This is a genomic window from Saccharopolyspora sp. NPDC045941 (assembly GCF_056431445.1).
The window spans coordinates 1-25,799 of the sequence record NZ_JBWKKU010000102.1 but is presented as its reverse complement, the minus strand read 5'-3'; the positions used below and the strand labels follow the sequence as shown (position 1 = coordinate 25,799).

At 70.4% G+C, this 25,799-nt stretch carries 31 protein-coding genes; 10 read left to right on the top strand and 21 right to left on the bottom strand.

The genetic code is table 11. From position 1 onward, the window contains the following. Positions 1–321: 321 nt before the first annotated feature. A complete protein-coding gene (locus AC07FN_RS43215) occupies positions 322–672 on the top strand; it encodes a low temperature requirement protein A (protein WP_478400912.1) in 351 nt (116 codons plus the stop codon). After that, entirely contained in the window at positions 669–917 is a 249-nt protein-coding gene (locus AC07FN_RS43210) for a hypothetical protein (protein ID WP_478400911.1), read from the top strand. The genes AC07FN_RS43215 and AC07FN_RS43210 overlap by 4 nt, the downstream gene beginning before the upstream one ends. A 135-nt stretch (positions 918–1,052) precedes the next feature. Here the strand turns inward: AC07FN_RS43210 and AC07FN_RS43205 are convergent, their stop codons facing one another. The 3 genes from AC07FN_RS43205 to AC07FN_RS43195 form a co-directional block, all read right to left on the bottom strand. Continuing rightward, positions 1,053–1,295 (bottom strand): CDGSH iron-sulfur domain-containing protein, encoded by a 243-nt coding sequence (locus AC07FN_RS43205; RefSeq protein ID WP_132485858.1) that lies wholly within the window; start codon positions 1,293–1,295, stop codon positions 1,053–1,055. 13 nt (positions 1,296–1,308) lie between these two features. Then, positions 1,309–1,515, bottom strand: a complete 207-nt coding sequence (locus tag AC07FN_RS43200) for a heavy-metal-associated domain-containing protein (RefSeq protein ID WP_452618021.1) — start codon at positions 1,513–1,515, stop codon at positions 1,309–1,311. Positions 1,516–1,592: 77 nt separating this feature from the next. Continuing rightward, positions 1,593–2,462, bottom strand: coding sequence for a hypothetical protein (locus AC07FN_RS43195; protein WP_478400910.1), 870 nt, complete (start codon positions 2,460–2,462; stop codon positions 1,593–1,595). Positions 2,463–2,799: 337 nt separating this feature from the next. Between AC07FN_RS43195 and AC07FN_RS43190 the strand changes: the two genes are divergently transcribed. Continuing rightward, positions 2,800–4,221, top strand: a complete 1,422-nt coding sequence (locus AC07FN_RS43190; RefSeq protein WP_478400909.1) for an MFS transporter — start codon at positions 2,800–2,802, stop codon at positions 4,219–4,221. Positions 4,222–4,278: 57 nt separating this feature from the next. Continuing rightward, positions 4,279–4,818 carry a carboxymuconolactone decarboxylase family protein gene (locus AC07FN_RS43185; protein ID WP_478400908.1) on the top strand — a complete coding sequence of 180 codons (540 nt, stop codon included), beginning with the start codon at positions 4,279–4,281 and terminating at the stop codon, positions 4,816–4,818. A 340-nt stretch (positions 4,819–5,158) separates the two neighbouring features. On the opposite strand, the gene AC07FN_RS43180 is transcribed toward AC07FN_RS43185, so the two are convergent. The 7 genes from AC07FN_RS43180 to AC07FN_RS43150 form a co-directional block, all read right to left on the bottom strand. Beyond that, entirely contained in the window at positions 5,159–5,404 is a 246-nt protein-coding gene (locus AC07FN_RS43180; RefSeq protein WP_478400913.1) for a pyrimidine/purine nucleoside phosphorylase, read from the bottom strand. Between the two features lie 72 nt (positions 5,405–5,476). Beyond that, positions 5,477–6,526: a polyprenyl synthetase family protein gene (locus AC07FN_RS43175; protein WP_478400907.1), complete on the bottom strand. Its 1,050-nt coding sequence runs from the start codon at positions 6,524–6,526 to the stop codon at positions 5,477–5,479. A 229-nt stretch (positions 6,527–6,755) separates the two neighbouring features. Continuing rightward, positions 6,756–7,046, bottom strand: coding sequence for a hypothetical protein (locus AC07FN_RS43170; RefSeq protein ID WP_478400906.1), 291 nt, complete (start codon positions 7,044–7,046; stop codon positions 6,756–6,758). A gap of 193 nt (positions 7,047–7,239) precedes the next feature. Beyond that, positions 7,240–7,587, bottom strand: coding sequence for a YciI family protein (locus tag AC07FN_RS43165; protein ID WP_358566770.1), 348 nt, complete (start codon positions 7,585–7,587; stop codon positions 7,240–7,242). A gap of 165 nt (positions 7,588–7,752) precedes the next feature. Further along, a complete protein-coding gene (locus tag AC07FN_RS43160; RefSeq protein WP_478400905.1) occupies positions 7,753–8,661 on the bottom strand; it encodes a Vgb family protein in 909 nt (302 codons plus the stop codon). After that, a complete protein-coding gene (locus AC07FN_RS43155; RefSeq protein WP_478400904.1) occupies positions 8,658–9,311 on the bottom strand; it encodes a CatB-related O-acetyltransferase in 654 nt (217 codons plus the stop codon). Before AC07FN_RS43155 ends, AC07FN_RS43160 begins: the two co-directional genes overlap by 4 nt. A 14-nt stretch (positions 9,312–9,325) precedes the next feature. Next, positions 9,326–10,276, bottom strand: coding sequence for a GNAT family N-acetyltransferase (locus tag AC07FN_RS43150; RefSeq protein WP_478400903.1), 951 nt, complete (start codon positions 10,274–10,276; stop codon positions 9,326–9,328). A 151-nt stretch (positions 10,277–10,427) separates the two neighbouring features. Here AC07FN_RS43150 and AC07FN_RS43145 point away from each other — a divergent pair, with 151 nt between their 5' ends. Further along, positions 10,428–13,112 (top strand): ATP-binding protein, encoded by a 2,685-nt coding sequence (locus AC07FN_RS43145; protein ID WP_478400902.1) that lies wholly within the window; start codon positions 10,428–10,430, stop codon positions 13,110–13,112. Between the two features lie 493 nt (positions 13,113–13,605). On the opposite strand, the gene AC07FN_RS43140 is transcribed toward AC07FN_RS43145, so the two are convergent. After that, positions 13,606–14,268 (bottom strand): NAD(P)H-binding protein, encoded by a 663-nt coding sequence (locus AC07FN_RS43140; protein ID WP_478400901.1) that lies wholly within the window; start codon positions 14,266–14,268, stop codon positions 13,606–13,608. Positions 14,269–14,290: 22 nt separating this feature from the next. Next, positions 14,291–15,340 (bottom strand): NAD(P)-dependent alcohol dehydrogenase, encoded by a 1,050-nt coding sequence (locus tag AC07FN_RS43135; RefSeq protein ID WP_478400900.1) that lies wholly within the window; start codon positions 15,338–15,340, stop codon positions 14,291–14,293. A gap of 99 nt (positions 15,341–15,439) precedes the next feature. Between AC07FN_RS43135 and AC07FN_RS43130 the strand changes: the two genes are divergently transcribed. Further along, the gene (locus AC07FN_RS43130; RefSeq protein ID WP_478400899.1) at positions 15,440–16,057 is read left to right on the top strand and encodes a TetR/AcrR family transcriptional regulator; all 618 of its coding nucleotides are present in this window, start codon (positions 15,440–15,442) and stop codon (positions 16,055–16,057) included. A gap of 79 nt (positions 16,058–16,136) precedes the next feature. Here AC07FN_RS43130 and AC07FN_RS43125 read toward each other — a convergent pair whose 3' ends face one another. Further along, complete coding sequence (locus AC07FN_RS43125) at positions 16,137–16,619, bottom strand: RrF2 family transcriptional regulator (protein ID WP_478400898.1); 483 nt, start codon at positions 16,617–16,619, stop codon at positions 16,137–16,139. A gap of 109 nt (positions 16,620–16,728) precedes the next feature. Here AC07FN_RS43125 and AC07FN_RS43120 point away from each other — a divergent pair, with 109 nt between their 5' ends. From AC07FN_RS43120 to AC07FN_RS43110, 3 genes are all read left to right on the top strand, one after another. After that, a complete protein-coding gene (locus AC07FN_RS43120) occupies positions 16,729–17,847 on the top strand; it encodes an NADH:flavin oxidoreductase (RefSeq protein ID WP_478400897.1) in 1,119 nt (372 codons plus the stop codon). A gap of 113 nt (positions 17,848–17,960) precedes the next feature. Next, entirely contained in the window at positions 17,961–18,167 is a 207-nt protein-coding gene (locus AC07FN_RS43115) for a hypothetical protein (protein ID WP_478400896.1), read from the top strand. Positions 18,168–18,231: 64 nt separating this feature from the next. Beyond that, positions 18,232–19,368 carry a magnesium and cobalt transport protein CorA gene (locus AC07FN_RS43110; RefSeq protein WP_478400895.1) on the top strand — a complete coding sequence of 379 codons (1,137 nt, stop codon included), beginning with the start codon at positions 18,232–18,234 and terminating at the stop codon, positions 19,366–19,368. Positions 19,369–19,401: 33 nt separating this feature from the next. Here AC07FN_RS43110 and kce read toward each other — a convergent pair whose 3' ends face one another. The 4 genes from kce to AC07FN_RS43090 all read right to left on the bottom strand — a co-directional run bounded on the left by kce (position 19,402) and on the right by AC07FN_RS43090 (position 23,593). Next, positions 19,402–20,334 (bottom strand): 3,5-dioxohexanoate:acetyl-CoA acetone transferase, encoded by a 933-nt coding sequence (gene kce / locus AC07FN_RS43105; RefSeq protein ID WP_478400894.1) that lies wholly within the window; start codon positions 20,332–20,334, stop codon positions 19,402–19,404. A gap of 26 nt (positions 20,335–20,360) precedes the next feature. Beyond that, entirely contained in the window at positions 20,361–21,125 is a 765-nt protein-coding gene (locus AC07FN_RS43100; protein WP_478400893.1) for an SDR family oxidoreductase, read from the bottom strand. A 28-nt stretch (positions 21,126–21,153) separates the two neighbouring features. After that, a complete protein-coding gene (locus AC07FN_RS43095) occupies positions 21,154–22,458 on the bottom strand; it encodes an MFS transporter (protein ID WP_478400892.1) in 1,305 nt (434 codons plus the stop codon). Positions 22,459–22,522: 64 nt separating this feature from the next. After that, complete coding sequence (locus AC07FN_RS43090) at positions 22,523–23,593, bottom strand: LacI family DNA-binding transcriptional regulator (RefSeq protein WP_478400891.1); 1,071 nt, start codon at positions 23,591–23,593, stop codon at positions 22,523–22,525. A 209-nt stretch (positions 23,594–23,802) separates the two neighbouring features. On the opposite strand from AC07FN_RS43090, the gene AC07FN_RS43085 reads away from it, so the two are divergent. Further along, entirely contained in the window at positions 23,803–24,309 is a 507-nt protein-coding gene (locus AC07FN_RS43085) for an Asp23/Gls24 family envelope stress response protein (protein WP_478400890.1), read from the top strand. Between the two features lie 89 nt (positions 24,310–24,398). Here AC07FN_RS43085 and AC07FN_RS43080 read toward each other — a convergent pair whose 3' ends face one another. From AC07FN_RS43080 to AC07FN_RS43065, 4 genes are all read right to left on the bottom strand, one after another. Next, a complete protein-coding gene (locus AC07FN_RS43080; protein ID WP_478400889.1) occupies positions 24,399–24,521 on the bottom strand; it encodes a DUF7144 family membrane protein in 123 nt (40 codons plus the stop codon). 47 nt (positions 24,522–24,568) lie between these two features. Next, entirely contained in the window at positions 24,569–24,838 is a 270-nt protein-coding gene (locus AC07FN_RS43075) for a DUF7144 family membrane protein (protein WP_478400888.1), read from the bottom strand. A gap of 35 nt (positions 24,839–24,873) precedes the next feature. Beyond that, the gene (locus AC07FN_RS43070) at positions 24,874–25,371 is read right to left on the bottom strand and encodes a COG4315 family predicted lipoprotein (protein WP_478400887.1); all 498 of its coding nucleotides are present in this window, start codon (positions 25,369–25,371) and stop codon (positions 24,874–24,876) included. A 195-nt stretch (positions 25,372–25,566) separates the two neighbouring features. After that, the coding region (locus AC07FN_RS43065; RefSeq protein WP_478400886.1) for a transposase at positions 25,567–25,799 on the bottom strand (233 nt) is incomplete at its 5' end.

Sequence of the window (25,799 nt, the reverse complement as noted above, 5' to 3'; positions counted from 1 at the left end):
CCGCCAGTGACCGCTCGACCTCTACCGCAACCGCCATACCCCATGATGATCGATATCAAGCTAAAAGATCAAGTTATTTCCCGGCAATCCCTAAGAGGTGGTTTCAGAATGGTGCGCGGGCACGTGCGGGACGTGGTCGTCCGGAGCACCGGGCGCCGGTTTCGCGCGAAATCGCCATCGGTGCCGGGCCTTGGGCGCCTTCGGGATGAGGCGGGCGGAGCCGTGCTGAAACGAACTCCAAGAGGTGCCCAGGAACGGGCATGGCGTGTCTGGAATGGACAGTCACTTGCGCGGTGTCGTTTCAGATCCAGCCCTTGTGCGGTGCTCGGCCCCGAACTCCCCATCTGGTGCTGGGCGGCGGCCGCGCTCATCGACCTCCTCGGCACCTGGACCGAGCACCCCGCGCCGGGCCGCACGACGCGAACCGAGCGCCTCCCGTTAGACGCCGAGCACATGCTGGAGCGGATGCGGCTGTTCCTCATCATCCTGCTGGGCGAAACCGTGCTGACGCTGGGCCGGGTGATCTCCGCGCACCACTCCGACCCGCTCACCCTGCTGATGGCCCTGGTCGGCCTCGGGACCATCTACTTCGGACAGACCGAGCAGCTGGCGGTGAGCCACGCCGCTGCGACCGAGGACCTATCCGGTCCGTCCACCTCGGTATCAACGTGATCTACGGGGTCGTCACCGGCCTCGTGATCCTGGCCGGGGGCACCGAGATCGTGCTCGCCCACGCGCACGATTCCCGGTCCGGCGTCGCCGGAGTGCTCGTGCTCGCCGGGCCGATGGTCTACGTGCTGTCGCAGGCGATCTACTTCCGCGTCGAACCGGCACCGGCTGGCTCCCGCGGGCCATCGGAGCCGCGGTCCTCGGTGTCGCGGCCGCAGCGGCTTACCGGCTCCCGCCGTATGCCCTGATCGCATTGCTGGTCGTCATCGTCCTCGGGCCGGCCCGCCACCTCTTCAGGGGCATGGCGGATTCCGCGACGCCCTGACCGCGTGGCGCTTGCTGCGAAAGGCCGGGGCGGTCGTTCCGCCACCGGCCTTTCGCCCCTACTCCGCTGCCTTCTCGCCGGCCCGCTCCGCCGCGGAGAATCCTTCCCGCGCGTGCGATCCGTCGCAGAACGGCTTCTTCGCCGAGAGCCCGCATCGGCACAGCAGCCGGGTGCGGCCGGGGCCGAGCTCGTAGGTGTTGTTCTCGTGGTCGACGATCTTGACCGGTCCTTTGACCTGGTACGGCCCGTTGTCCACGGTCTTGATCACCACGGGCGGCTCGGCCGGGGTCGGATCGCTCATCGATTCGCCGCCGTCAGCTCGCGACCTGGTATCCGGCCTCGTTGACGGCCTTGCGGATCGCGTCCGGGTCGACCGGCGAGGCGCTGACGACCGTGAGCTCGCCGTTGCTGATGTCCACGTCGACGTCGGTGACGCCCTCGACGCCCGTGACCGCGGACGTCACCTTGCTCATGCAGCCCGAGCACGTCATGCCCTCGACGACGAAGGTGCTCTCACTCATTCGGATCTCCTCTTCTGGGAACTTGATCAGTACCCCGGCAGGGTATCAACAATACCTGCAGGGGGTATATCGGCGGACTACTCGGCGAGGGTGGTGAACTGAGCGGTGCGGACCTTCCCCGCGTGCTTGAAGTCGAGGAACAAGCGGTAGGTGCCCGGACCCGGCACCTCCGCGTGGAACGCGACCTCGGGCCCCGGCCGGGTCACGCCGTCCTCCGGCGAACCATCCGGGTGGACGTGCAGGTACGCCAGGTCTCCCAGCCGGAGCGCGACCAGGTGGCCGTAGGCGCCGAGGTACGGCTGCAGGTCGGTGACCGGCACGCCGTCGCGCCGCACCACGAGCGCGAGCGGGTTCGCCCGGCCGGCGACCAGCTCTCCGCCGAGCTCGACCTCGTAGCCGTCGACCACCGAGACGGCGGCGACCTCCGGCACCGGGCGCGGCCGGTAGTCGCCGGCGACCGCCAGGTCCGCACCGAGGGTGAGCGCCGGGCCGCCTTCCGGCTGGAAGTCGATGAAGACGCGGTACTCCCCGGCTTCCGCGAGCTCCAGCGGCACCGACCAGGCGCCGCCACCCACCTCGACCGGGTGCACGTGCCAGAACCCGGTGAGGTCCCGGCGGACGACGATGAGGTGGATCTTCTTGCCGTGCACCTCGGCCAGCGAGGTCAGCGCGGCGCCGTCGGGCCCGAGGATCCGGAACCGGTAGTCGGCGACGCCGCCCGCCGCCAACCGGGTCGTCTCCGGCGCGAAGGTGTACCCGTCCTTCGTGATCTGCAGTCCCTGCGGCACACCCCCGGCCCCGTGGCCCTGATGACCGGCCGCGTGACCGTGCTGGCCGTGGTGCTGGTGACCGATCGCGTGGCCCTGGTGGGCGTGGTGCTGGTGACCGGTCGCGTGGCCCTGGTGGGCGTGGTGCTGGTGGTGACCGACATTCGCCGACGCGTTCATCGTCGCCGCCTCCTTCTCGCATACCCCATAGGGGTATCTCCCGAACACGGAGAACTATGCCAAACGATCAACACAGGGTGCAACGTGATCCACGACATACCCCTTAGGGGTACGTGCGAATCGAGATGACACCCGACCGAACAGCAAGGCGATTCATCGAGGTCACGCGGCGAAACCCCACGCCCCAACAGAAGATCCGGATCGAACAGGACTCGCACCGGGCCACCCGTCGCACCCCTATCGATGATCGACGCGGGCTGGACATCCCGGCTCCATTCGTCTATACCCCTAGGGGGTATCAGTATCCGATCATTCGAATCACGCGAGGAGTCCTGACATGTCCGCACCAACCCGATCGCCGCGCAGGTGGTGGGCGCTCGCGCTCATCGCCCTGGCCCAGTTCATGGTGATCATGGACACCTCGATCATCGGCGTCGCCCTGCCGCGGATGCAGGCGGATCTGGGCTTCTCCCAGGAGAACCTCTCGTGGGTGTTCAACGCCTACGTCATCGCCTTCGGCGGCCTGCTGCTGCTCGGCGGCCGGCTGTCCGACCTGCTCGGCGCGCGCCGGATGTTCGCCGCCGGCTGGCTCGTGCTGCTCGCCGGCTCCGCCGTCGCCGGGGCCGCCGGCACGGCGTGGGTCGAGCTGGCCGGGCGGGCGCTGCAAGGCGCGGGATCCGCGCTCATCGCACCGTCCGCGCTGACGCTGCTGATGATGCTCTTCGGCGCAACGCCGAAGGAACTCGGCAAGGCGCTCGCGCTCTACGGCGCCGCCGCCCCGGCCGGCGGAACCGCCGGCGTCTTCCTCGGCGGTGTGATCACCGAATACCTGAGCTGGCCGTGGGTCTTCTACCTGAACATCCCGATCGCGGTGCTCGCGCTCGCGCTCACCCCCGCCCTGATGCCCGCCGGTTCGGCACAGCGCGGTTCCACGGACCTGCTCGGCGCGTTCCTGGCCACCGGCGGGCTCGCCGTCGCGGTCTACGCCATCGTCCGCGCGCCCGAAACCGGTTGGGGCTCCGCCGAAACCGTCGTCGGCCTGGTCGCGGCGGCCGCGCTGCTGGCGGCCTTCGTGGTCGTCCAGGCCAAGCGCCGCACGCCCGTGGTCCGGCTCGGCATCTTCCGGACCCCGGACCTCGGCGCGGCCAACATCGCGCAGCTGCTGCTGGGTGCGGCGTGGATCCCGATGTGGTTCTTCCTGAACCTCTACCTGCAGCAGGTGCTCGGCCTCGGCGCCTTCGCCAGCGGCTCCGCGCTGCTGCCGATGACCACGGTCATCATGCTGCTGATGATCGTCATCGCGCCGAAGCTGGCCGCCCGCTTCGGGGTCAAGCCGATGATCGTGTCGGGCCTGGTGCTGCTCGCGCTCGGGCTGGGGTGGCTGGCCCTGGTGCGACCGGACGGCAGCTACGCGGCCGACGTGCTGCCCGCTTCGCTGGTGGCCGCGGCGGGCATGGCGCTGGCGTTCGTCCCCTCGCTGGGCACCGCCATCTCCGCCGCCCGACCCGAGGAGGGCGGGCTGGCCTCGGGAATCGTCAACACCAGCTACCAGATCGGGTCGGCCCTGGGCCTGGCCGCGATGACGGCGCTGGCGACGTCGCGGGGCGTCGACCGGATCGGCGATCCCGCCGCGCTCACCAGCGGCGTCTCGGCCGCCTTCGTCGGCGCCGCCGGGATCGCGATCGCCGGTGCGCTCATCGCCGGGATGAGCTTGCGCGGCAAGCGTTCCGCGACCGAGCCCCAGACCGCGAGCGCCTGACCACCGGCCGCCGCCCGCCTCGCGAGACGGGCGGCGGCCCCGAACCCGGAGCACCACATGCGACGTCTCAAACCGCTCGAACCCGCCGACGCACCGGCCAAGTCCAGCGAACTGCTGGCGGAGATCATCGGCCGCCACGGCGCGGCCGGCGACATGGTCCGCACCATGGCGCACTCGCCCGCGCTGCTGACCGGCTACCTGTCGTTCTCCCGCGCGATGAAGCGGACCAAGCTGCCCGCGGCGCTGGGCGAGAAGGTCTCGCTGGCGGTGCAGGAATGGCTCGGCTGCGCGTCCTGCCTGGCCGCGCACACCGACGCCGCGAAGGCCCTCGGCCTCGGCGACACCGACATCGCCCTGGCCCGCCAGGGCACCTCGGCCGACCCCCGGGAGGCCGCACTGCTCGCCTTCGTCGTGAACGTGGTGGCCGAACCCTCGACGATCGGCGACGACGACATCGCCGCGCTCACCGCCCACGGCTGGACCGAGCGCACCATCGCCGACGTCGTCGGGCTGGTCGCCCTGAACCAGCTCACCGGCACCTTCAACCTCGTCGCCGGCATCGAACCGGCACCCGCCGAGGAGATCGCCCCGCACTGACCCCGGGAGTCGGCGTCATGTCCCGGGCATGACGCCGACTCCCCGGGCTAGGCCCGCGGGACGGCCAGTCCGGTTCATGATCGTGCGGACGTCGTCGATCGCTTCGAGAACCAACGTCCCGGCGTGTTTCATCCCGGCATCCCGCCCGGCGCGCAAGCCCGGCACTGCACCAGTACCGATCAGCCGGACGGCGCCGCGAACCAGCAGGCCGAGATCGCACCGGCCGGAGATCGCGAGCCCGGCACCGGTCGACTGATCCCCAAAACCCACCAGGTGCCGGCGCGGCGTGCGCCTGCTCCTGGTTCCGCTTCCGGGACGACGGACCGCGCCGCGACGAGGATCAGGTGTACGGGCAGAGGTAGGCGACGGCGTCCGTGATGCGCACCGTGACGGACTCGTTGCCCTCGATCTGGAAGGCATCGCCTTCGCCGAAGGTCTTCCACTCCTCCGAACCCGGGAGTTTGGCGTCCCAGGAGCCGCGGGTCAGGATCATCCACTCCCGGGTCGGCGCTTCGAAGGTCCACTCCCCTCGGTTCCATGACTCCGACGGTGAACTTGCCCTGCGCCTCGGCTTCTCACGTCCGATCCGCGCCGTTGGGCACGGATCGGGCGTGGGACCTCGCGGCCGTTGGCGCTGCGCGTCGAGGCTGCGTCCGGGTCAGCGGGTCCGGCCGATCAAGGACCGGGCCAGCGCCTCGAAGGTCGCGCGGATCTCCGCCGGCATCGGCAGCGATGCCAGGCAGTCCGCGACGCCCGTGAGGTGCCGCATGGCCTCGCGTTCGGCGAACTCCCGGCCGCCCAGCTCCTCGACGAGCTCCGCAGCGAGCCTCAGGTCGGATTCGGTCCGCGCCTCGGCGCCGACCAGCGAAACCAGGCGCTCGCGCGCGGGGCCCTCCGCGGCCAGCGCGGCGATGATCGGCAAGGTCTTCTTGCCCTCGCGCAGATCCCCGAGCACCGGCTTGCCCGTCGCCGCCGGATCTCCCCAGATGCCCAGCACGTCGTCGGTGCACTGGAAGGCGAGCCCGAGGCTGCGGCCGAGGCGGTCGAAGCACTCCGCCGTCGCGGCGTCCGCGCCGGCCAGCAGGGCACCCGCCGAAGCGGAAAAGCCGAGCAGCGCGCCGGTCTTGGCCTCGGCCATCGCCTGGTACTCGGCGACGCCCACCGCCAGCTCGCCCGTCCACGGTCGTTCGGTGAACCGGATGTCCTCGACCTGGCCGACGACCACCTCCCGCATCGAGGCGGCGAGGCGCCCGGCCACTGCGGCACCGGCGTGCGCCCCACCCCGGCCGAGCAGGATCGCGAACGCTTCGGACTGCAGGGCGTCGCCGAGCAGGATCGCCGCCGGAACCCCGTGCTCCTTCCACACCGCGGGCTGACCGCGTCTCAGCACGTCGCCGTCGATGAGGTCGTCGTGGATCAGGCTGAAGTTGTGGACGAGTTCGACAGCGGCGGCCGCGGGCAGCGCCACCGACGGTTCGCCGCCGACCGCCTCTGCGGCGAGCACGGCCATCGTGGGCCGGATGGCCTTGCCGGTGGCGGCGGGATCCCGCGAGTGCCAACGAAAATGGTAGGAACCGATCGCCCCGAGCGATGGCCCGAGCCGTGCGACGGCATCGCGCAGCAGTGGTTCGGTGAGCTCGCGAGCCCGTCGGCTGGCGCTCGCCAGCAGCTCGTGATCAGTGTTCGCGGTGACCGGCAGTGTGGTCATGATCGGCCTCGATCCTGGTTTCAAATCCCGACGCGACCGACGTTACGTGTCCAAAGAGGTCGGTCAGATCGGCCGAAGTGGCAACCGAGATCGACCGATCGGCCAGGAAACGAGGCCCGGCGCCTCATACTTTCGGCCGAAGAGGTCGTTCCGGATCGGGGTGCGGGGACGTGTGAGACGTGACCGCCCGGCGCCTTCGTTTCCGGAACCCCCGGGCGTCACAGGCGCATCATCCGTCCCTGGCGGTGCGGAACCCGGTGTTGCCGCTGGTGGATCCACTCGCCGGTGAAAGGCCCTGTGCGGTGGCGCGGCGGAGGGCCGGAAAGGGCTCCACCGACAGCGGGAACAGCGCCACCGTCGTGCTCTGGATCGGGATGGTGAACAACGTGATCAGGCCGAACATCAGCGCGACGTTGCCCTTGTCGACGAACGCGAGCGCCAGCGTGAGCACCGTGGCCGCCGCCCAGCCGACCAGCACGAACGTCCGGCTGCCGAACCGGTCGAGGTACAGCGCCGCCACGCGGTGGCGATCGTGTGGATGAGGTCGAGCGCGACGCTCTGGTTCGCCCACCGCCGGCGGCCGCTCCCGGCCTCGGTCGCGACCTTGGTCGAAACCGTCCGGCAATACACCGAACGCGAAGACGCGAACGCGGAGTGATCGCCGCATCCCTGCCCGCCGGGGATGACCGGTCGGCAGGGATGCGGCGTTCGGCTCAGGCGGATTCGAGGACCGGACGGATTTCGATCGTCTCCGGGGTGGGGAGCCCCTTGGCCAGCTCGACGGCCTCCGCGCGGTCCGCCACCTCGAGCACGAACCAGCCGCCGAGGGTCTCCTCGCCGCCGTGCGCGGGCCCCTCGGTGACCGCCGACGATCCGTCGGCCGCCTTGCGCACCGTCACCGGGGCGTTGTGCTCGGTTTCGAGAGCCTCGCCGCCGACGAGCTTGCCTGCCGTCGCGACCTGACCGATCCAAGCCTCGTACGCCTTGCGGTACGCGTCCCGGTCGGCCTGGATCCGGCGGCGCGACTCATCCGTCTCGAAGATCACGAGTGCGAATTTCATGGGTGTTCCTTTCTGATGGCCGTGCGGCCTGGAGGTTGTGCCGTGCGGTGTCGCCGTCGGGCTTCCGCCACGGGCGTTGGGTCTGCCATGCGGCGCTCGCGACTGCCGCAGCAGGGGTCGCGGAAGAAACTCCGGCGAATTCGTTGCGGTCGTCGATCTCCTCGTTCAGCGGCAGTTTTCGGCCGCGGGCGCGGCGATCCGGGCGAGGGCACCGATTTCCAGCGCCGTCCACAGTGCACCGTCCGGGCCGAGGGCGATGCCGTGCGGTTCCGAGCCGGACGTGGGCAGGTCGTGCACCTCGATGACGCCTCCGGCGGTGATCGAGCCGACCCGGCCGGCTCCCCACTCGGTGAACCACATCGCCCCGTCCGGTCCGGTGGTGATGGCGTGCGGCCGGGCGGCGCGGTCGAGCAGCGGAAACTCCTCGATCCGGCCGTCGGTGCTGATCCGGCCGATCTGGCCCGCGCCGATCTCGACGAACCAGATCGCGCCGTCCGGGCCCGCCGCGATGCCCACCGGCCCGGCGACCTCGGTCGGCAGCGGGTGGACCGCGACCTCGCCGTCCAGGCCGATCCGCCCGATCGCGTTGGCCATGTTCATGGTGAACCACATCGCGCCGTCAGCACCGGCGGTGATCGCCGACGGGAACGCTCCGGCGAGCGGTAGCGGGAACTCCCGCACCTGACCGTCCGGCGTGATCCGGCCGATCTGGCCGGCGGCCGTTTCCGTGAACCACAGCGCGCCGTCCGGGCCGGGGGCCAGGCCGTACGGCCCGCATTCCGGTATGGGCAGTTCGAACTCGGTGATCTCGCCCCCGGTGGTGATCCGGCCGATCCGGTGCGCCTGGTACTCGGTGAACCAGACCGCGCCGTCCGGGCCGGTGACGATGATCGTCGGCCCGCTGTCCGGGTCGAGCTGGTGGCTGGTCGGCTCGCCTCCCGGCACCAGCCGGCCGATCCGGCCGGTGCGGACCATGGTGAACCACAGGGCGCCGTCCGGGCCGGTGGTGATCGCGTACGGGCCGCCGGCCTCGTCGGAGACGACCTGCTGCTCGATCTGCACGGTCGATGTCATGCGACCTCCTCGTTGTGCTGCTGTGCGATGCGTTCGATATCGGCGGGAGTGCCCGCCATGATCGTCCGGGCGTGCTCGGTGACGAGTTCGACGGGCCAGTCCCACCACGCGGCGCGGAGCAGCCGCTCGACGTCGGCGTCGTCGAAGCGCCGCCGGATCGGCTTGGCCGGGTTGCCGCCGACGATCGTGTAAGGCGCCACGTCGGAGGTCACCAGAGCGCCGGCCGCGATGATCGCCCCGTCCCCGATCTTCACTCCTGGCATGACGGTCGCCTGGTAGCCGAACCAGACGTCGTTGCCGACGACGGTGTCGCCGCGGCTGGGCATGCCGGTGACGATGTCGAGGGTCCGCTCGGTCCACTCGCCGCCGAACATGGTGAACGGGAAGGTGGAGACGCCCATCGTCGGGTGGTCGGCGCCGGCCATCAGGAACCGGGTTCCGGTGGCGATCGCGCAGTACTTGCCGATGATCAGCCGTTCCGGCCCGTATCCGTAGAGCACGTTGCGGTGCTCGAAACCGGTCGCGCCGCCGGGGTCGTCGTAGTACGTGTACTCGCCCACGGTGATCTTCGGCGAACCGACCAGCGGTCCGAGGAACACGACCCGCTCGTGATCGGGCAGCGGGTGGACGGTGGCCGGATCAGGAGTCATCGCGAAGTCCTTCCTCATGAGGCGGGTGTTCCCACCTGTTGCACGCCCAGCCGGTATTGGTGGCTGCGGCGATGCGGGCGAAAGCCCAGCCGCCGGTTGACGGCGAGCATGCGGACGTCGTCCTCGGCGTGATCGGTCTCGATCTCGGCGATATCGGGGTGGTCGGCCCGCAGCCGCCGCACCATCGCGGCCTTCATCCAGAGGCCGAGCCCGCGCCCGCGGTGCTCGGGCACCACCGCGGTGTCGTGTTGCAGCGCCCGCTCGCCCTCGTCGGCCCGGACGACGATCTCGGTGTAACCGGCCATGGCCTTCCCGTACAGCACGGCTACGACCAGCAGGCTGTCGCCGCGGTCTGCCGGTAGCCGCTGCTTACCCGCAGGCATGTCGTGCATCGCGGTCTTGGCTGCGGCGAAGGTGCCGGCCAGACCATCGGGCACGGTGCCCGTCCAGGAAGCCAACTCATAGCCGGGATGTGAGGTGTCCGCCGCGCTGTCGTCGGCCTCGGACAAGTTCAGCAGCAGGTGCAGCGAGGTCAGGACGCGCCGGAAGCCCCGCGCGGTGCAGAAAGCGTCACCCGGTCCCGCGTCGGCGACACTGGTGAGCACGCTGCGCCGGTCCTCCACCTGGGCGGCGAAGATCGCCTGCGCCAGCAGCTGCGAGCCCACGCCGCGGCGGCGCCGCTCGGGGTGGACGTGCAGCTCCAGCTCGGTCACGTGCTCCTGCCCCGGGCGCGTGAACAGCCGCAGCCCGGCCACGCCGGCGACCGAGCCGTCCGGCTCGGCGGCCAGCCAGAGCAGCCGGCGGCTGTCCGGCCCGGCGGTGGTCAGGCGGGCGTGCACCTGCTTCGGCGTCGGCGGCCGGTCCGGCAGGTCGTGCTCCAACGAGGCGGCCAGGACGGCGTGCCAGGAAAGCGCCTGCTCCGCCGACACCCAGGACAGCGGAAGAATATGGATCGGGGACGGCAAGGCGGCTCCTTCGGTGCGCGAACACGAGATGTCACGCTAGGTGCGCCGGCTCCCCCGCGAATCGGCAACGATGACTTAATCGCCGGTCCCGCACCGCCCGCCCTATCAGTCGGAGAGCCCGCGCAAATCCGCCTTGGATAGCCTGGCGTCCGTGCTACACGGGAGACAGGCAGAGCTGGAGACGGTCACGCGGCTGCTTGACTCCGCCCGCAACGGCGCCAGCGGAGCCCTGGTGATCCGCGGCGAACCGGGCATCGGCAAGACGGCGCTGCTGGACGAGATCGCCTCCCGCAGCGGCATGCCGGTGCTGCGCGGCCTGGGCATCGAGTCGGAGGCCGAACTCTCCTTCAGCAGCCTCCACCTGCTGTTCCACCCGGTCCTGGGCGAACACCTGCCCACGCTGCCCGGTCCCCAGCGGCAAGCGCTGGAGGGCGCTTTCGGCCTGAGCGCCGGCCCGCCGACCGACCGCATGCTGGTGGGCCTGGCGGTCCTGACCCTCCTGTCCGGGATCGCCGAACGGGCTCCCCTGCTCTGCGTCATCGACGACGCGCACTGGCTGGACCGGCCTTCGGCCGAGGCACTGCTGTTCGCCGCGCGGCGGCTCGGGGCCGAAGGTGTGGCCATGCTTTTCGGCGCACGCACCGGCGATGCACCCTTCCCCGCGCCTGGCCTGCCCGAGCTGCACCTGGACGACCTGTCACCCGACGACGCCGCCGCCCTGGTGGACGAGCGGGAACACGACCTGGAGCCCGAGGTGCGGCGGCGCGTCCTGGCCGAGGCGAGCGGCAACCCGCTGGCACTGATCGAGCTGCCCGCCGCCCTGCGCACCGCCCAGGCGACCGACGTGCTGCCGCTCACCAACCGCCTGCAGCTGGCCTTCCACGCCCAAGCCCTCCGCCTGTCCGCGCCCACCAGGGCGTTGATGCTGGTCGCCGCCGCCGACGACACCGGTGACCTGGGAGTCGTGCTGCAGGCGGCCGCGAGCTTGGGCGCGGGCGTCGAACACCTGTCGCCGGCCGAACAGGCGGGGCTGCTGCGCGTGACCGGCCAACGCCTGGGTTTCCGCCACCCGCTAGTCCGAGCCGCCGTCTACCAGGGCGCCCCGCTCGACCAGCGGTTGCGCGCCCACCGGTCGCTGGCCGATGCGGTCGCGGAGCCCGACCGGCGCGCCTGGCACCTGGCCTCGGCTGCCACCGGCCCCGACGCCCGCGTCTCCGCCGAGCTGGCCCGGACCGCGAAACTCGCCGCGGCGCGCAAGGGTTACGCGGCCGCGGCAGCAGCCTTCGAGCGAGCCGCACAGCTGGCCGAGGACAGCGACGAGAGCACGCTGCTGCTGGCCGGCGCGGCCGAGGCGGCTCTGGAGGCAGGCCAGCTGTCGCGCGCCCGGGCCTTGGCAGAGCGAGTCCTGCCTCAAGTGAGTGCACCTGACGCCCGCCTGGCGCTGGTCCGGGCGCATGCCACCGCCGCGGCCGGCCTCGGCCTGCTGCACGAGGCGCAGGGGCTCCAGCTGGCCGAAGCCACCCGCTTGACCGAGACCGACCCGCGTCAGGCGGTCGCCATGATGCTGGACGCCCTGCACACCACCTGGTTCTCCGCCGATCCCGAGCTGACCACCACCGCCGCCGCGCAGCTCGATCGCCTCCACCTGCCCGACGACGATCCCGCTTGGCCGGTCCTGCAGCTGCAGCGCTGGCTGTCCGCCCTGGCGATGGGCGCGGACACCGAGCGCCTGCCCGAGCTCGCCAAGGTGATCGCGCAGGTCGGCGAGTCGCCGGCCCGCGATGCCAGGGACCTGCTCATGACCTGCGGCATCGCCCTGATGGGCGGCCTGGACCGGCAGGCGCTGGAACTGGCCGCGCGGGTGTCCGCCGACGCCCGCGCCCAGGGCCGGGCGGGCATCATGCCTTCTGCCCTCTACTACATGGCCGTCTCCCAGACGTTCCTCGGTCATCACCGCAGCGCGATGACCAGCGCGGCCGAGGCGCTCGACATCGCCGAGGCCACCGGCCAGCACCACTGGGCCAGCCACGCCGCCGGCGCGCAGGCCTACCTGCTGGCCATCCGGGGCGCGCAGGACGATTGCCGCCGGCTGGCGGGGCGGGCGCTGGAGTACGAGGGCGGCGGGGTGCACCGGGCCCGGTGGGCGCTGGGACTGCTCGAACTGGGGTGCGGCAGAGCGCAGGAGGCGCTCGACGAGCTGATGGTCCTCTTCGACGGCACCGCTCAGCACCAATTGCCCGCCGAACACAGCTTGCCCGACCTGGTTGAAGCCGCAGTGCGGCTCGGCCGCCACCAGCTGGCGGCAGAGGCGCTGGCTCGTTTCGAGCGGGTGGCCCGGCGGGCTGCGGAGCCGGCGGTCGAAGCGCTGCTGCACCGCTGCCGCGCCCTCCTGTCCCCGGCGGACCACACCTTCACCCGGGCTCTGGAACTGCACGAGCGCGACAGCCGCGGCTTCGAGCACGCCCGCACCCGGCTCCTGCACGGCGAGTGGCTCCGCCGGTCACGCCGCAAAACCGAGGCACGCGAGCAACTCTCAGCCGCGCTGGAGATCTTCGACCAGATCGATGCCCGGCCGTGGGCCGAGCGCGCGCACGGCGAACTGACCGCGGGCGGTGCGACCACGACGGCGCGGCGAGGTCCCGGTGTGCTGGCACTGCTCACGCCGCAGGAGCTGCAGATCGTCCGGCTCGCCGCCCAAGGCCTTTCCAACCGGGACATCGCAGCCCAGCTGTTCCTCAGCCCGCGCACGGTCGGCCACCACCTCTACCGGGCCTATCCCAAGCTGGGCGTCGGATCGCGCCGCGAACTCGCCGCGGTCGTGCGGCCGGACAGCTGATCCTCGCCGAAGTTCCAGGTAGCTCTGCAAAGGACCGCCATCCGAGTCCTTCGCGCGGGGCCCGTGATGGCAGCGTCCACATGAGACAATCGCATGCGAAACCCGGCGAACCGCTTTCACGCCATCCGATCAGCGCGACGACGATGATCAACCGCCGCCCAGTCTCCGCCGCGATCCGCTTGTCCAGCGACTCCCCGGCGATCGCTCCCGCTACGAGCGCCACGCCGCTGCACACCCAGCCGAGCCAGGGCACCGGCGGAATTCCCTTCGAGAAAGGGGAAACCACGTTCGCATGCGGAGGTAGGCCTGCGCGGCCGGGATGAGCACGCGCCGCGTCCACCGCCCGGACAGCGCGTACACCGACACCATCGGGACACGCCCGGCAGATCTACCGAGGATTCGACGAACAGCGCTCGCACATCGCCCCCCGAGCGGATGCGACCTCACCCGGCGGCACGGGTCGGAGATCCATGCCGCCGCCGGGTTCGGCGACTTACGCCCCCGGGCGCCGGGCGAGGTCTGCGACGGCGCCGGCGACCGGTGTGGGGCCGTCAGTGAGCTCGACGATGATCCGGTTGAGCCCGGGCTCGCCCAGCGCCGCGGCGATGAACCCGGCGACGTCGTCGCGGTGCACGGAGCCGTACTCGATCGCGGCGCTGGCCGTCACGCGGCCGGTTCCCGGATCATCGAGCAGCTGCCCGGGGCGCACGATGAGCCAGTCCAGATCGGTGCGAGCCAGGTAGGCGTCGGCGGCCTTCTTGACCCGGATGTAGTGCTCGAACCGCTCGTTCGGCTCCTTGCCGCGCCCCGCCTCGGGGAACACCGAGACCAGGACGAACCGGGACACGGCGGCGCGAGCGGCCGCGCCCGCGGCCTTCTCCAGGCCCTTGCCGTCGATCAACGTGGTCTTGTCCATGCCGGTGCCGTGCGCACCGGCGGAGAAGACGATCGCATCGTGGCCGGCGAACTTCTCGGCGAGGTCGTCCACCGAGCCGGCGATCAGGTCGCCGCGGACCGGCGTCGCACCGGACAGCCGCACCGTCTCGGCCTGCGCCGGCTCGCGATGCATGCCGGTCACGTCGTCACCGCGCGCCGCGAGCAGTGCCGCGAGGCGCCGGCCGACGCCGCCGGCCGCACCGATCTGGAAAACCCTCATGCTCAGCCCCTTCGCCGCCGGCTCAGGCGCCGATGGTGGCGGTGTCGATCACGAAGCGGTACCGCACGTCGCTGTTCTCGACGCGCTCGTAGGCCTCGTTGACCCGGTCCGCGGAGATCAGCTCGATCTCCGCGCCGATGCCATGCTCCGCGCAGAAGTCCAGCATCTCCTGGGTCTCGGCGATCCCGCCGATCATCGACCCGGCCAGCACCTTGTTGCCGCCCAGCAGCGAGAAGGCGTTGTAGGACAGCGGCTCGCCGGGAGCCCCGACGTTGACCATCGCGCCGCCCACCCGCAGCAGCCCCAGGTAGGCGTCGATCGGCAGCTTCGCCGAAACCGTGTTGAGGATGAGGTCGAACCGCCCCGCCAGCGCCTCGAAGGTCGTCTCGTCGCTGGTCGCGAAGTAGTCGGTCGCGCCCAGTCGCAGGCCGTCCTCCTGCTTCTTCAGGCTCTGGCTGAGCACCGTCACCTCGGCGCCCATCGCGGCGGCCAGCTTCACCGCCATGTGCCCCAGCCCGCCGAGCCCGATCACGGCGACCTTCTTTCCCGGGCCCGCGCCCCACTGGCGCAGCGGCGAGTAGGTGGTGATGCCCGCGCACAGCAGCGGCGCGGCGACGTCCAGCCCGATGCCGTCCGGGATCCGGCACACGAAGGCGTCCTTCACCACGACCTGCCGGCTGTAGCCGCCGTAGGTGTTCTCGCCGTCGAAGCCGACGCCGTTGTAGGTCTGGACGTTGCCCTTGACGCAGAACTGCTCGCGGCCGGCCCGGCAGTACTCGCACTCGCCGCAGGAATCGACCATGCAGCCGACCCCGACCCGGTCCCCGACCTGGTACTTCGTCACGTTCGATCCGATCGCGGCGACCACGCCGGCGATCTCGTGCCCGGGAACCATCGGGAAGATCGCCTCGCCCCAGTCCTCCTTGGCCTGGTGGATGTCGCTGTGGCAGATGCCGGCGTAGGCGATGTCGATCAGCACGTCGTCCGGGCGCAGGTCACGTCGCTCGATCGTCGTCGGCGCCAGGGGTGCACCCGGCGACGGCGCGGCGATAGCGTGCGTGATCGTGCTCATGAATCCTCCAAGGAACAGCTGTGCAGCAGGTCCCGATCATGTAAGAGACCTCTTACATTGGAGACGTAAGAGCCCTCTTACATATTCCGAGCGGAAGATGTGATCCACGACATGGGCGGCAAGTACCACCACGGCGACCTCCGCGCCGAGCTCGTGCGCGTCTCGCTGGACCTGATCGCGGAACGGGGCCTGGCCGGCTTCTCGGTGGCGGAGGTGGCGCGGCGAGCAAAGGTCAGCCCGGGCGCGCCGTACCGGCACTTCCCCGAACGGGAGAGCCTGCTCGCGGCCGCCGCGGCCGCGGTCGCGTGCCAACTCGCGGAACGTGTGCAGGCCGCCGTCGAGGCCCGGGAGGATCCCGTGGACGCGCTCGCCGCGGCGGCCGGGGCCTACACCGAGTACCTCCTCGAACGCCGCGCGGGCATGAACGTCATCTACGCGGACGACCTGCAAGGCCCCGAGCACGCCGAGCTGCACGAGCAGACACGACGGCTGACCGATCAATTCCTGATGCTCTGCATGGCCGTGTCGGACACACCCCAGGAAGCCCTGGAACTGATGGAGCAGCTGTTCACCCAGGCGCACGGCTACGGCATGTTCTGGCTCGACGGCGTGTTCACCAAGCAGGGCTACTCCCCCGAACTCGTCGTGCGGAAGTCCACCACCGCCGCGCGCATCGCGATCGAAGGCCACGCGAAGCAGCCACCACCGAGCCGCTGAAACCCGTGGGCGACAAAGGAATTCGCACGGGCCGGACGAGCACACCCCACCGTTCCCGGGAGCGGTGGGGCGTCGAGTCCTACTGACCGGACTTCGCGTCGAGGCCGCGCAGCTCGCGCACGCTCTCGGCGAGCGTGCGGTCACCGAGCGAATTGAGCACCGCCTGCTCGGCCTCGGCCGTGAGCGCGGCGAAGTACTCCCCTGAGCGCGCGGTGACCAGGCACATGTCCTCCGCCTCCGGCGAGCAGGCCCACAGGGGCTTGTCGCCGACGGCGCAGCGGTAGATCTCCGCCAGCGTGATCTGCTCCGCCGGACGTCCCAGCCGGGCGCCGCCGGCCCGACCCTTGACGCAGACGACCAGCCCGGCGTTCGCCAGCGGCACGAGGAGCTTGCGGACCAGGCTCGGGTTGGCGTTCAGGCTGCCGGCCAGGTGGGCCGAGCTCAACGCGACGGAGTCCTCCTCGGCGGCGATCGCCAGGAACAGCATCACCTGCAACGCGCGGGAGAACCGGATGTCCAGCACGGTCTCCACCCCCTCCCGCGGATCGACGCCGACGTCCACCTCAGAATAGCAACTATCACAGTTGCACTTCTCGCCGCTAAATGTATCTTTGACTTGAACATTTAAACGCGGGCGATCGCCCGCAAGCACACGGCAGGAGACCGAAACGGTGAGCACCCGCGCAGCTCAGGCACTGTCCCGCCCGTTCACGTTGGGTTCGGCCGAGCTGCCGAACCGGATCGTCATGGCGCCCATGATCCGCCAGCTCTCCCCCGGTGGCGTTCCCGGCGAGGACGTGGCCGCCTACTACGCCCGCCGCGCCGCGGCGGGGACCGGCCTGATCATCACCGAAGGCACCTTCGTCGACCACCGGTCCGCCGGCTTCAGCGACGGGGTCCCCCGCTTCCACGGCGAGCAGCAGCTCGCCGGTTGGAGCCGCGTCGTGGAGGCCGTGCACGCGCACGGCGGCAAGATCATGCCGCAGATCTGGCACGTCGGGATCCAGCGGCCGGCGGGCGCACCGCCGTTCCCGGAGGCCCCGTCCGTGGGACCGTCCGGGCTCACGCTGGACGGCATGCCCGGCGCGGGCGAGCCGCTGACGCTGTCCGACATCGACGACGTCATCAGCGCGTTCGCCGACGCCGCGCAGGCTGCCGAGCGGATCGGCTTCGACGGCGTGGAACTGCACGGAGCGCACGGCTACCTCATCGACCAGTTCCTGTGGGAGCGCACCAACCAGCGCACCGACGCCTACGGCGGCGACCTGCTCTCCCGGACCAAGTTCGCCGCCGACGTCGTGGCCGCCGTCCGCGAGCGGGTCGCGCCGGACTTCCCGGTCGTGCTGCGGTTCTCCCAGTGGAAGGCCAACCACTACGACGTCCGGCTCGCCGAGGATCCCGGCGAGCTCGAATCCCTGCTCACCCCGCTGGCCGACGCGGGAGTCGACGCCTTCCACGCCTCCGGACGCCGCTACTGGGTGCCGGAGTTCCCCGAATCCGGGTCGGACCTGAACGTCGCCGGCTGGACGAAGAAGCTCACCGGCAAGCCGGTCATCACCGTCGGCTCGGTCGGCCTCGACAAGGTCTTCGAGCCCGGCGCCATCACGGGAGCCGCCGCGGCGGTGGAGAGCATCGAGCGGCTCGCCGAACACCTGGAGCGCGACGAGTTCGACCTCGTCGCCGTCGGTCGAGCACTGATCGCCGACCCGGAGTGGGCGGACAAGGTCCTCGGCGGCCGCCTGGCGGAACTCGTCCCGTTCAGCAAGGAAGCGCTGCAAACCCTGCACTGACGGACGGTGTGGGCGTCGGCTGAAGCCGGCGCCCACCGTCGCCATTCCCGGGGTCGTTTCAGAATGCCGCCGGTGTCAGGCTCGGGCACCTTCGGTCGGGCCGGGTGGAGCCATTGCGGAACGACCTCCTGGTCCACAAGCAACAGTGGGCGGCAGACCTCGGATGCGCCTTCGGGGCCGCCACGAACCTGCTTGCGCGCATAGGACTTTCCGGGCAGCGGTGCCTCGGCAGGCCCGGATCGGGCGACTTCGCGTCGCGGTTCGACATCGCGCTCGACCGGCCGGTGCCAGCGGACCTCGCCCGGGACTGGGTAGGCTGACCGCGATCGCAGCCCCCGGGTGCTCGCTCGGCCCACGCATGCTCCGACCGCCCAGGAGGTCCTCGTGCCCGAATGGCGTCCCCTGCGCAAGCGCCCCCGGCGCACCCCGGAGCAGTCTGTGCCCGCCGCTCCCGAGCACTCCATGGACCCCCGCTCCGCCGACGAGCGGCGGCTGGCCGACCGGCCGCTGATCGACACCGCGATCTACCGCGACGGCGTCCGGACCGCCACCCCGTCCAGCCTCGCCGAGACCTACCGGCTGCTGCGGGACGAGCCCGGCACGATGGCGTGGATCGGGCTGTACCGCCCCGCCGAAGAGGAACTGCTGGCCGCCGCCGAGGAATTCGACCTCCACAAGCTCGCCGTCGAGGACGCGATCGTCGCCCACCAGCGCCCCAAGATCGAGCGCTACGGCGACACGCTGTTCGTGGTGCTGCGCGCCGCCACCTACGTGGACGAGGCCGAAGAGGTCAGCTTCGGCGAGCTGCACCTGTTCATCGGCCCCAACTTCGTGCTGACCGTCCGCCACGGCCAGTCCCCCGACCTGTCGGCGGTGCGCCGCCGCATGGAGGACGACCCGGATCTGCTGCGGCGCGGCCCGGAGGGCGTGCTGTACGCGGTGCTGGACAACGTCGTCGACGGCTATGCGCCGGTCATCGCGGGCCTGCAGAACGACATCGATGAGATCGAGACCGAGGTCTTCGAGGCGAAGCCGAACGTTTCGCGGCGCATCTACGAGCTGTCCCGCGAGGTCATCGAGTTCCAGCGGGCGACGCAGCCGCTGCTGGCCATCCTGCGGAGCCTGGAGGCGGGCTTCCAGAAGTACGGCATCGACGAGGAGCTGCAGCGCTACCTGCGCGACGTCGCCGACCACGCCACCACGGTCGCCGAGCGCGTCGACGGGTTCCGCCAGATGCTCGACAACATCCTCACGGTCAACGCCACGCTGGTCACCCAGGCCCAGAACGAAGAGATGAAGCGGATGACCGAGGCCAGCTACGCGCAGAACGAGGAGATCAAGAAGATCTCGTCGTGGGCGGCGATCCTGTTCGCGCCCACCCTGATCGGCACGGTGTACGGGATGAACTTCGACTTCATGCCCGAACTCCACTGGGGCCTCGGCTACCCCTTCGCGGTCGTCCTCATGCTGGTGGTCTGCCTGAGCCTCTACACGATCTTCAAGCGCCGCAACTGGTTGTGAGCCGGAGCCCGCACCGGGCTCCGGCTCGGGCGGTCAGAAGCCGACCTGGTCCCTGCCCTTGAGCCGCAGGATCTCGCGGGCCTCGTCGGGGGTGGCGACCTCCAGGTTCAGCGCCTCCAGCACGGTGCGGATGCGGGTCACCTGGTCGGCGTTGGTCTTGGCCGGCTCGCCCGGCCCGATCCACAGCGAATCCTCCAGCCCGACGCGCACGTGCGAGCCCTGGGCCGCGCCGATGGTGGCCAGCGGGATCTGGTTGCGGCCCGCGCCCAGGATCGACCACTGGTAGGTGTCGCCGAGCAGGCGGTCGGCCGTGCGGCGCATGTGCATCAGGTCCTCGGGGTGCGCGCCGATCCCGCCCAGCAGCCCGAACACCGACTGCACGAACAGCGGGCCCTGCACCAGGCCGCGCGAGGCGAAGTGCGCCAGGTTGTTGAGGTGCGCGATGTCGTAGCACTCGAACTCGAACCGGGTGCCGTTCTCCGCGCCGATGGCCAGGATCGCCTCGATGTCGGCGAAGGTGTTCTTGAACACCAGGTCCCGGCTCTTCTCCAGGGCCTCCCGCTCCCAGTCGTGCCGGAATTCCTTGAAGCGGTCCAGCATCGGGTAGAGGCCGAAGTTCATCGAGCCCATGTTCAGCGACGCCAGCTCGGGCTTGAACACCGCCGCGGGCCGCATCCGCTCCTGCACGGTCATGTGCGGCGAGCCGCCGGTGGTGATGTTGATGACCGCGTCGGTGTGGGACTTCAGCTGCGCCAGGATCGGTTCGAAGTGGGCTGGGTCCTGCGAGGGCCTGCCGTCCTCGGGGTCGCGGGCGTGCAGGTGCACGATCGCCGCCCCCGCTTCGGCCGCGCCCAGCGCCGCCTCGGCGATCTCCGCCGGCGAGACGGGCAGGTGCTCCGACATCGACGGGGTGTGGATCGCGCCCGTCACCGCGCACGTGATGATGACCTTGCGACCGGTTGCCATCTTCGTCAAACCTCCACAGTGGATCGTCAGTAGAGCTTCTCGGTGTTGCCGTCGACCGCCATCGCCTGGCCGTTGACGTTGCGGGCCAGCGGGCTCGCCAGGAACGCGGCCATGTCCGCGATGTCCTCGGCGGTGACCAGCCGGCGCATCGACGACTGGTCCTGGTAGGCGGCCGCGATCTCCGCCACCGGCCTGCCCAGCATCTCCGCCTTCGCCTCGATGACCGCGCGGATGCGCGGGCCGTCGACAGCGCCGGGGCAGATCGCGTTCGCCCGGATCCCCTCCGGGCCGAGCTCGATCGCCAGGGTCTTGGTGAAGCCCACCACCGCCCACTTCGACGCCGAGTACGCGCTGCGCCCGGCCATGCCGAGCCGCCCCGCGGCCGAGGAGAGGTTCACGATGGACGCGTCAGCGGCCTCGCGCAGCAGCGGCAGCCCGTGCTTCACGCAGTAGAACTGGCTGTGGACGTTGACCTCGAAGGTCCGCGCCCACGCGGCGCCGTCCAGCGTTTCCACCGGCCCGGTCGGGCCGGCGATGCCCGCGTTGTTGACCAGCACGTCCAGGCCGCCGAGCTCCGCGCGAACGGCCCCCATCAGCTCCTCGACCTGCGCCTCGCTCGAAGCGTCCGACACCCGGGCCGCCAGGCCCCGTTGCCCGGCCGCCCGCACCGCGCCCTCGTTGATGTCGGTGACGAGCACGCGGGCGCCCAGCCCGGCGAACCGGCCGGCGATCGCCAGCCCGATGCCGTCCGCACCGGCGGTGACGAGCACCCGCTTTCCCGAGAAATCCACTTCCTGCACCCTTCCTGGAACTCCGGTCTCACGAACGCCGTTCGGCGTCGCCGTACTTGAGGAAGAACGACAGCGCGGTGCCGATGGCGCACACGCCGACGACGAACCACAGGCCGGACAGCTTGCTGCCGGTGAAGTCCTCCATCGCGCCCATCACGTACGGGCCGAGGAATCCGCCGAACAGCCCGATGGTGTTGACGAACGCGATGCCGCCCGCCAGGGTCGCCCCGCTCAGCCGGGACGCCGGGAACGTGTAGAGGATCGGCTGCATCGCGAAGAACGAGAACGCGCCTAGGCAGAACCCGATCAGGCCGACGACCGGGCCGGAGACCGCGCCCAGCGCGAAACCGACGCAGATCCCGCCCATCGTGATGGTGACCAGCCTGCGGGAGCTGCCGCCGTTGACGGCGAACCGCGGCACCAGGAACGCGCCCAGGCCGGCGAAGATCCACGGGACCGAGGTCAGCAACCCGATCTGCAGCGACGACAGCTCGCCGTAGGTGCCGATGATCGACGGCAGGAAGTAGGACAGCGCGTACACCGCGATCTGCTGCGACAGGTAGATCCCGACCACCAGCAGGATCTGCTTGTCCCGCCACACCTGGCGCATGCTGTGCGTGCCGGACGCCTCCGCGCCCGCCTCGTCCTCGGCGGCGATGCGGCGCTGGAGGTCTTCGGCTTCGGCCGCGGTCAGGAACTTCGCCTGGTCCGGCCGGTCGGGCAGCTTCCTCCACACCACGAAGGCGAACAGGCAGGCCGGGAGCCCCTCGATCAGGAACATCCACTGCCAGCCGTGCATGCCGCCGAGGCCGCCCATCCCGAGCAGCAGGCCGCCCAGCGGCGGGCCGAGGATGCTCGCCGCGGACACTCCGAGCAGGAACAGGCCGTTGGCCTTGGCGCGGTCGGCGCGGGTGAACCACTGCGTCAGGAAGTACATGACGCCCGGGAACAGGCCGGCCTCGGCCACGCCGAGCAGCATCCGCATGATGTAGAAGGACCACTCGCCCTGCACGAAGGCCATCCCGGCGGACACCAGGCCCCAGGTGATCATGATCCGGGTGATCCAGAACCGCGCCCCGACCCGGTGCAGGATCAGGTTCGACGGGATCTCCGCCAGCGCGTAGGTGATGAAGAACAGCCCGGCGCCGATCCCGTAGGCGGTCGCGGAAATGCCAAGGTCGATCTGCAGGTGTTCCTTCGCGATACCGATGTTGGTCCGGTCCAGGAAGCTGATGATGTAGGCCCCGATCAGCAGCGGGAGCAACTTGCGGAAAATGACTCCGTTCAGCTCGCTGGGCGAGCGCATCACCGATTCTGGGGCGCTTTTCGGCATGGCGTGACCTTCGGTTCTTTTCCGGCGTGCGGATGGTCGGATTCTTCTTCGGGAATTCGCTTTTTCAGCGGCGGGATTTCTCGGCGGCCCGGGTCGGTTCGCAACCGCAGGTCCGGCCGATGTGCAGGCGGTGCGCGCACACCAGCGATTGGTAGCTGTTCGACGGCTTTTCCATGCGTTTGAGCAGCATTCCGAAGGCCTCCCGGCCCATTTCCTCGTGCGGCTGCATGACGGTGGTGAGCCCGATCAGCCCGGACATGCTGTGCGGAATGCCGTCGTGCCCGGTCACCGCGACGTCCTCGGGCACCCGGATGCCGTGTTCCACCGCGTACTCCAGGATGCCGATCGCGAGCTCGTCGCTGCCGCACACGATGGCGCTCGGCGGATCATCCCGGGCGAGCAGGCGGGCCGCCGCGCGGCGGCCGCCGTCGCTGTTGAGCTCGGTGCTGATCTTGCGGTCGCCGCCGATGTCGACGCCGTGCGCGCGGGCGGTCGACACGAAGGCCTGCTCCCGGGCCAGGGACGCCGAGGAGAACCGCGGCCCGATCACGGCGGCGATGTCGGTGTGGCCGTGCGCCAGCACGTGCTCCATCAACGACGTCGCCGCGGCGGCGTCGTCGATGCCGACGAAATCGCCCTCCAGGTACTGGGATCTCCGCGACAGGTAGACGTACGGGATCCGGGCGGCGCGCAGGGTCCGCAACGCGGTTGCGTCCTCCCGGAACGCGGCGCTCAGGACGACCCCGTCGACGTTGCGGTGCACCAGGCTGCTGGAGACCTTGCCCAGCGTCCGGAGGTCGTCCTGGGTGGTCGCGACGAATACCTCGTACCCGGCTTCGGCGGCCGCGGAAACGATGCTCTGCGCGAATCGCGGATAGGTCGGATTGATGATGTTGGGTTGCACCAGCCCGATCACGCGGGTGCGATTCGGGTCGACCGGTTCTCCCCGGCTCGGCGGGCGAAAACCGATTTCCTCGGCGATGGCGAGGATGTGCCGGCGCGTTTCCGGCGCCACCCCGCCCTTTCCGTTCATGACGTAGGAGACGGCGGCGGTGGAAACGCCGGCGGCGCGCGCCACCGCGGCCGCCGAGACCGTGCCCGGTCGGCGCGAGGAGCGACGAGTCGCGATCTCCACAGCCGAGTCTCCCTTGACGTGCGATGCGGATCTCAGATCCGGGGTGAACCTAAGGCGCTCGCTGAACGTTAAGCAACATTAAGCTGACGGCCTCCCCCGGCGACGGCCGGTCGGGCGTTCGACGCGCACACCCTGCGACGACCTGCCGACTGTGCGCGAACGTCGCAGACTGGTGGGCAGCCAGTCATCACCGGATCTCGAGGCGAGACGTGCGCGAGCCGGAATCGAACAGGGAGACGGCAGCGATGGCCGAATCGGGCGGAAGAACATCGAAAGAGCAGGCGGAGACCACCGAGGGGGTCAAGTGGACCACGACGGCCGGCGAAGTCGCCGAGACCGGTCAGGGACGCACGACGATCGGGGTCGTGGTGGTGCAGAAGATCGCGGTGACCGCCACCCGCGAAGTCCCCGGGGTGGCCGCGCTGGGCGGCGGGATGGCACGGGCGTTCGGCGCGCTGAGGGAGCGCATTCCCGGTGCCAGCGCCGCGCAGACCTCGGGCGCGAACGTGGAAGTGGGCGAGAAGCAGACCGCGATCGACTTGCAGATCATCGTGGATTACGGCGTCTCCGTGGTGGAGCTGGCACGAGCGGTGCGGCGCAACGTCATCACCGGCGTGGAACGCATGACCGGGCTTCAGGTCGTGGAGGTCAACATCGAGGTCATCGACATCCGTCTGCCCGGTGAGGAAGAAGCGGCGCCCGCACGCGTCGAATGATCCCGGCCGGTCGTTTTCAAGCGGCGGTAGCCGCTTGCGGCGTGGGACGACGCAGCCCGCACCGCCGCGCAAACCAAATTCGACGATCTCTAGTCGTCCGGGACCGTCCGGCGAGCCGGCTGTTCCCGGAGATCCACGGCCAGCGCCCAGATCACGGCGACGTCGATCACGATGATGAGCAGCGACCACACCTGGGCGTACGGGATGAACAAGAAGTTCCCCAGGGCGCTGAGGCCGGCGATGATCAGGCCGACGACCCCTAGGACTGGCCCGCGGTCAACGCGATTCCGGTGACCCCGACCAGGACGCCCAGCACCAGGTGCACCCACCCCCACGTCGTGACGTCGATGCTGAAGGCGTAGTCCTGGGTGACGACGTAGTACGAGCTCCGCAGGATCGCCGCGAGTCCGACGATGACGTGGAAGAACCCGATGATGATCATCATCACCGCGGCGAACAGCTCCACCCCGCCCGCCCAGGACTCCCGGGCGCTCGGGTAGTGGACACCCCCGTGTCCCGCGTGTGCCATGGTCCTCATCTCCCCTGCTCCGGCGCCCGGCCGCCCTACCCGCCGATCCGGTTCCCCGCGGGTGAGATCGCGTACCAGTTGCCACCGTCGGCGTTCACGGCTTGGCCGTTGGCCTGACCCGCCAGTTCATCGCCGACGTAGTAGTACAGCGGGTGTCCGTTGTAGACGACCTGCGTGCTGCCGTCCGGGCGCCGGGTCGTGGCGAGCAGGGCCGGGTTCACGGCCGGACCCGCGATGGGCGGAGCGGTCGTGGTCAGCGGCGGCCAATCGCCTGCGCACGCCTCCAGGCAGGCCAGCTGGTCGCTTCGATCCCTGTCGAACAGGTACACCGTGCGCCCGTCCGGGCCCGTGAGCACGGCGCCGAGGTTGGGCACTTCGCGGGTCTGGACCGCAATGGCTCCGCCGGTGACCGGTGGGGCCGTCGTCGGTGGCGGGGGTGTTCCAGGTCCGCTGCCGGCCGGGACGTCTCCAGAGGGGACGCACGCGGTCGCGAAGGCCAGGACACCTCCCGCCAGCCCGATGCCTCGCAGCACGGCTGCACGGTCTCGCGCCAAGTGGGCCATCGCGCCTCCCCAGGGCGAGGCCGCGTCACCGCACACCCTCGCCGCCGCTGACTCATCGCAGGTCTTCATCCCCGATCGGGCGACCGAGTACAGCACGAGGGTGAAACCCGAGGAAGCCCGCGCAAAGGGCCGTTGGTCCTCCGATGCGCCGAGTGCGGCTCGGCGTCACGACCGGGAAGCCCTCTGCCGGTTCACCGAAGAAACGTAGCGCGGAAGGGCGGAGAGGAAGCGCATCAACTCCGTGCTTGAGCCGACCACTCGAATAGCGGGACGGGCGTGCCGTTGGATGTACTGGTGCACCATGGAAATCGGTGCGCCGCCGACCGACCCGGCAAAGTACGAGCCCGACCACAACCGGGCACCTCTCCAGTAAGCGAACCGCAGGTCTTCGTACTCCT

What these genes read in the sequence shown, in the direction of transcription:
- AC07FN_RS43205 (WP_132485858.1), bottom strand. Translation starts at nt 1,295, where the DNA reads ATGAGCGATCCGACCCCGGCCGAGCCGCCCGTGGTGATCAAGACCGTG.
- AC07FN_RS43200 (WP_452618021.1), bottom strand. Translation starts at nt 1,515, where the DNA reads ATGAGTGAGAGCACCTTCGTCGTCGAGGGCATGACGTGCTCGGGCTGC.
- AC07FN_RS43195 (WP_478400910.1), bottom strand. Translation starts at nt 2,462, where the DNA reads ATGAACGCGTCGGCGAATGTCGGTCACCACCAGCACCACGCCCACCAG.
- AC07FN_RS43190 (WP_478400909.1), top strand. Translation starts at nt 2,800, where the DNA reads ATGTCCGCACCAACCCGATCGCCGCGCAGGTGGTGGGCGCTCGCGCTC.
- AC07FN_RS43185 (WP_478400908.1), top strand. Translation starts at nt 4,279, where the DNA reads ATGCGACGTCTCAAACCGCTCGAACCCGCCGACGCACCGGCCAAGTCC.
- AC07FN_RS43175 (WP_478400907.1), bottom strand. Translation starts at nt 6,526, where the DNA reads ATGACCACACTGCCGGTCACCGCGAACACTGATCACGAGCTGCTGGCG.
- AC07FN_RS43165 (WP_358566770.1), bottom strand. Translation starts at nt 7,587, where the DNA reads ATGAAATTCGCACTCGTGATCTTCGAGACGGATGAGTCGCGCCGCCGG.
- AC07FN_RS43160 (WP_478400905.1), bottom strand. Translation starts at nt 8,661, where the DNA reads ATGACATCGACCGTGCAGATCGAGCAGCAGGTCGTCTCCGACGAGGCC.
- AC07FN_RS43155 (WP_478400904.1), bottom strand. Translation starts at nt 9,311, where the DNA reads ATGACTCCTGATCCGGCCACCGTCCACCCGCTGCCCGATCACGAGCGG.
- AC07FN_RS43140 (WP_478400901.1), bottom strand. Translation starts at nt 14,268, where the DNA reads ATGAGGGTTTTCCAGATCGGTGCGGCCGGCGGCGTCGGCCGGCGCCTC.
- AC07FN_RS43135 (WP_478400900.1), bottom strand. Translation starts at nt 15,340, where the DNA reads ATGAGCACGATCACGCACGCTATCGCCGCGCCGTCGCCGGGTGCACCC.
- kce (WP_478400894.1), bottom strand. Translation starts at nt 20,334, where the DNA reads ATGGCAACCGGTCGCAAGGTCATCATCACGTGCGCGGTGACGGGCGCG.
- AC07FN_RS43095 (WP_478400892.1), bottom strand. Translation starts at nt 22,458, where the DNA reads ATGCCGAAAAGCGCCCCAGAATCGGTGATGCGCTCGCCCAGCGAGCTG.
- AC07FN_RS43075 (WP_478400888.1), bottom strand. Translation starts at nt 24,838, where the DNA reads ATGGCACACGCGGGACACGGGGGTGTCCACTACCCGAGCGCCCGGGAG.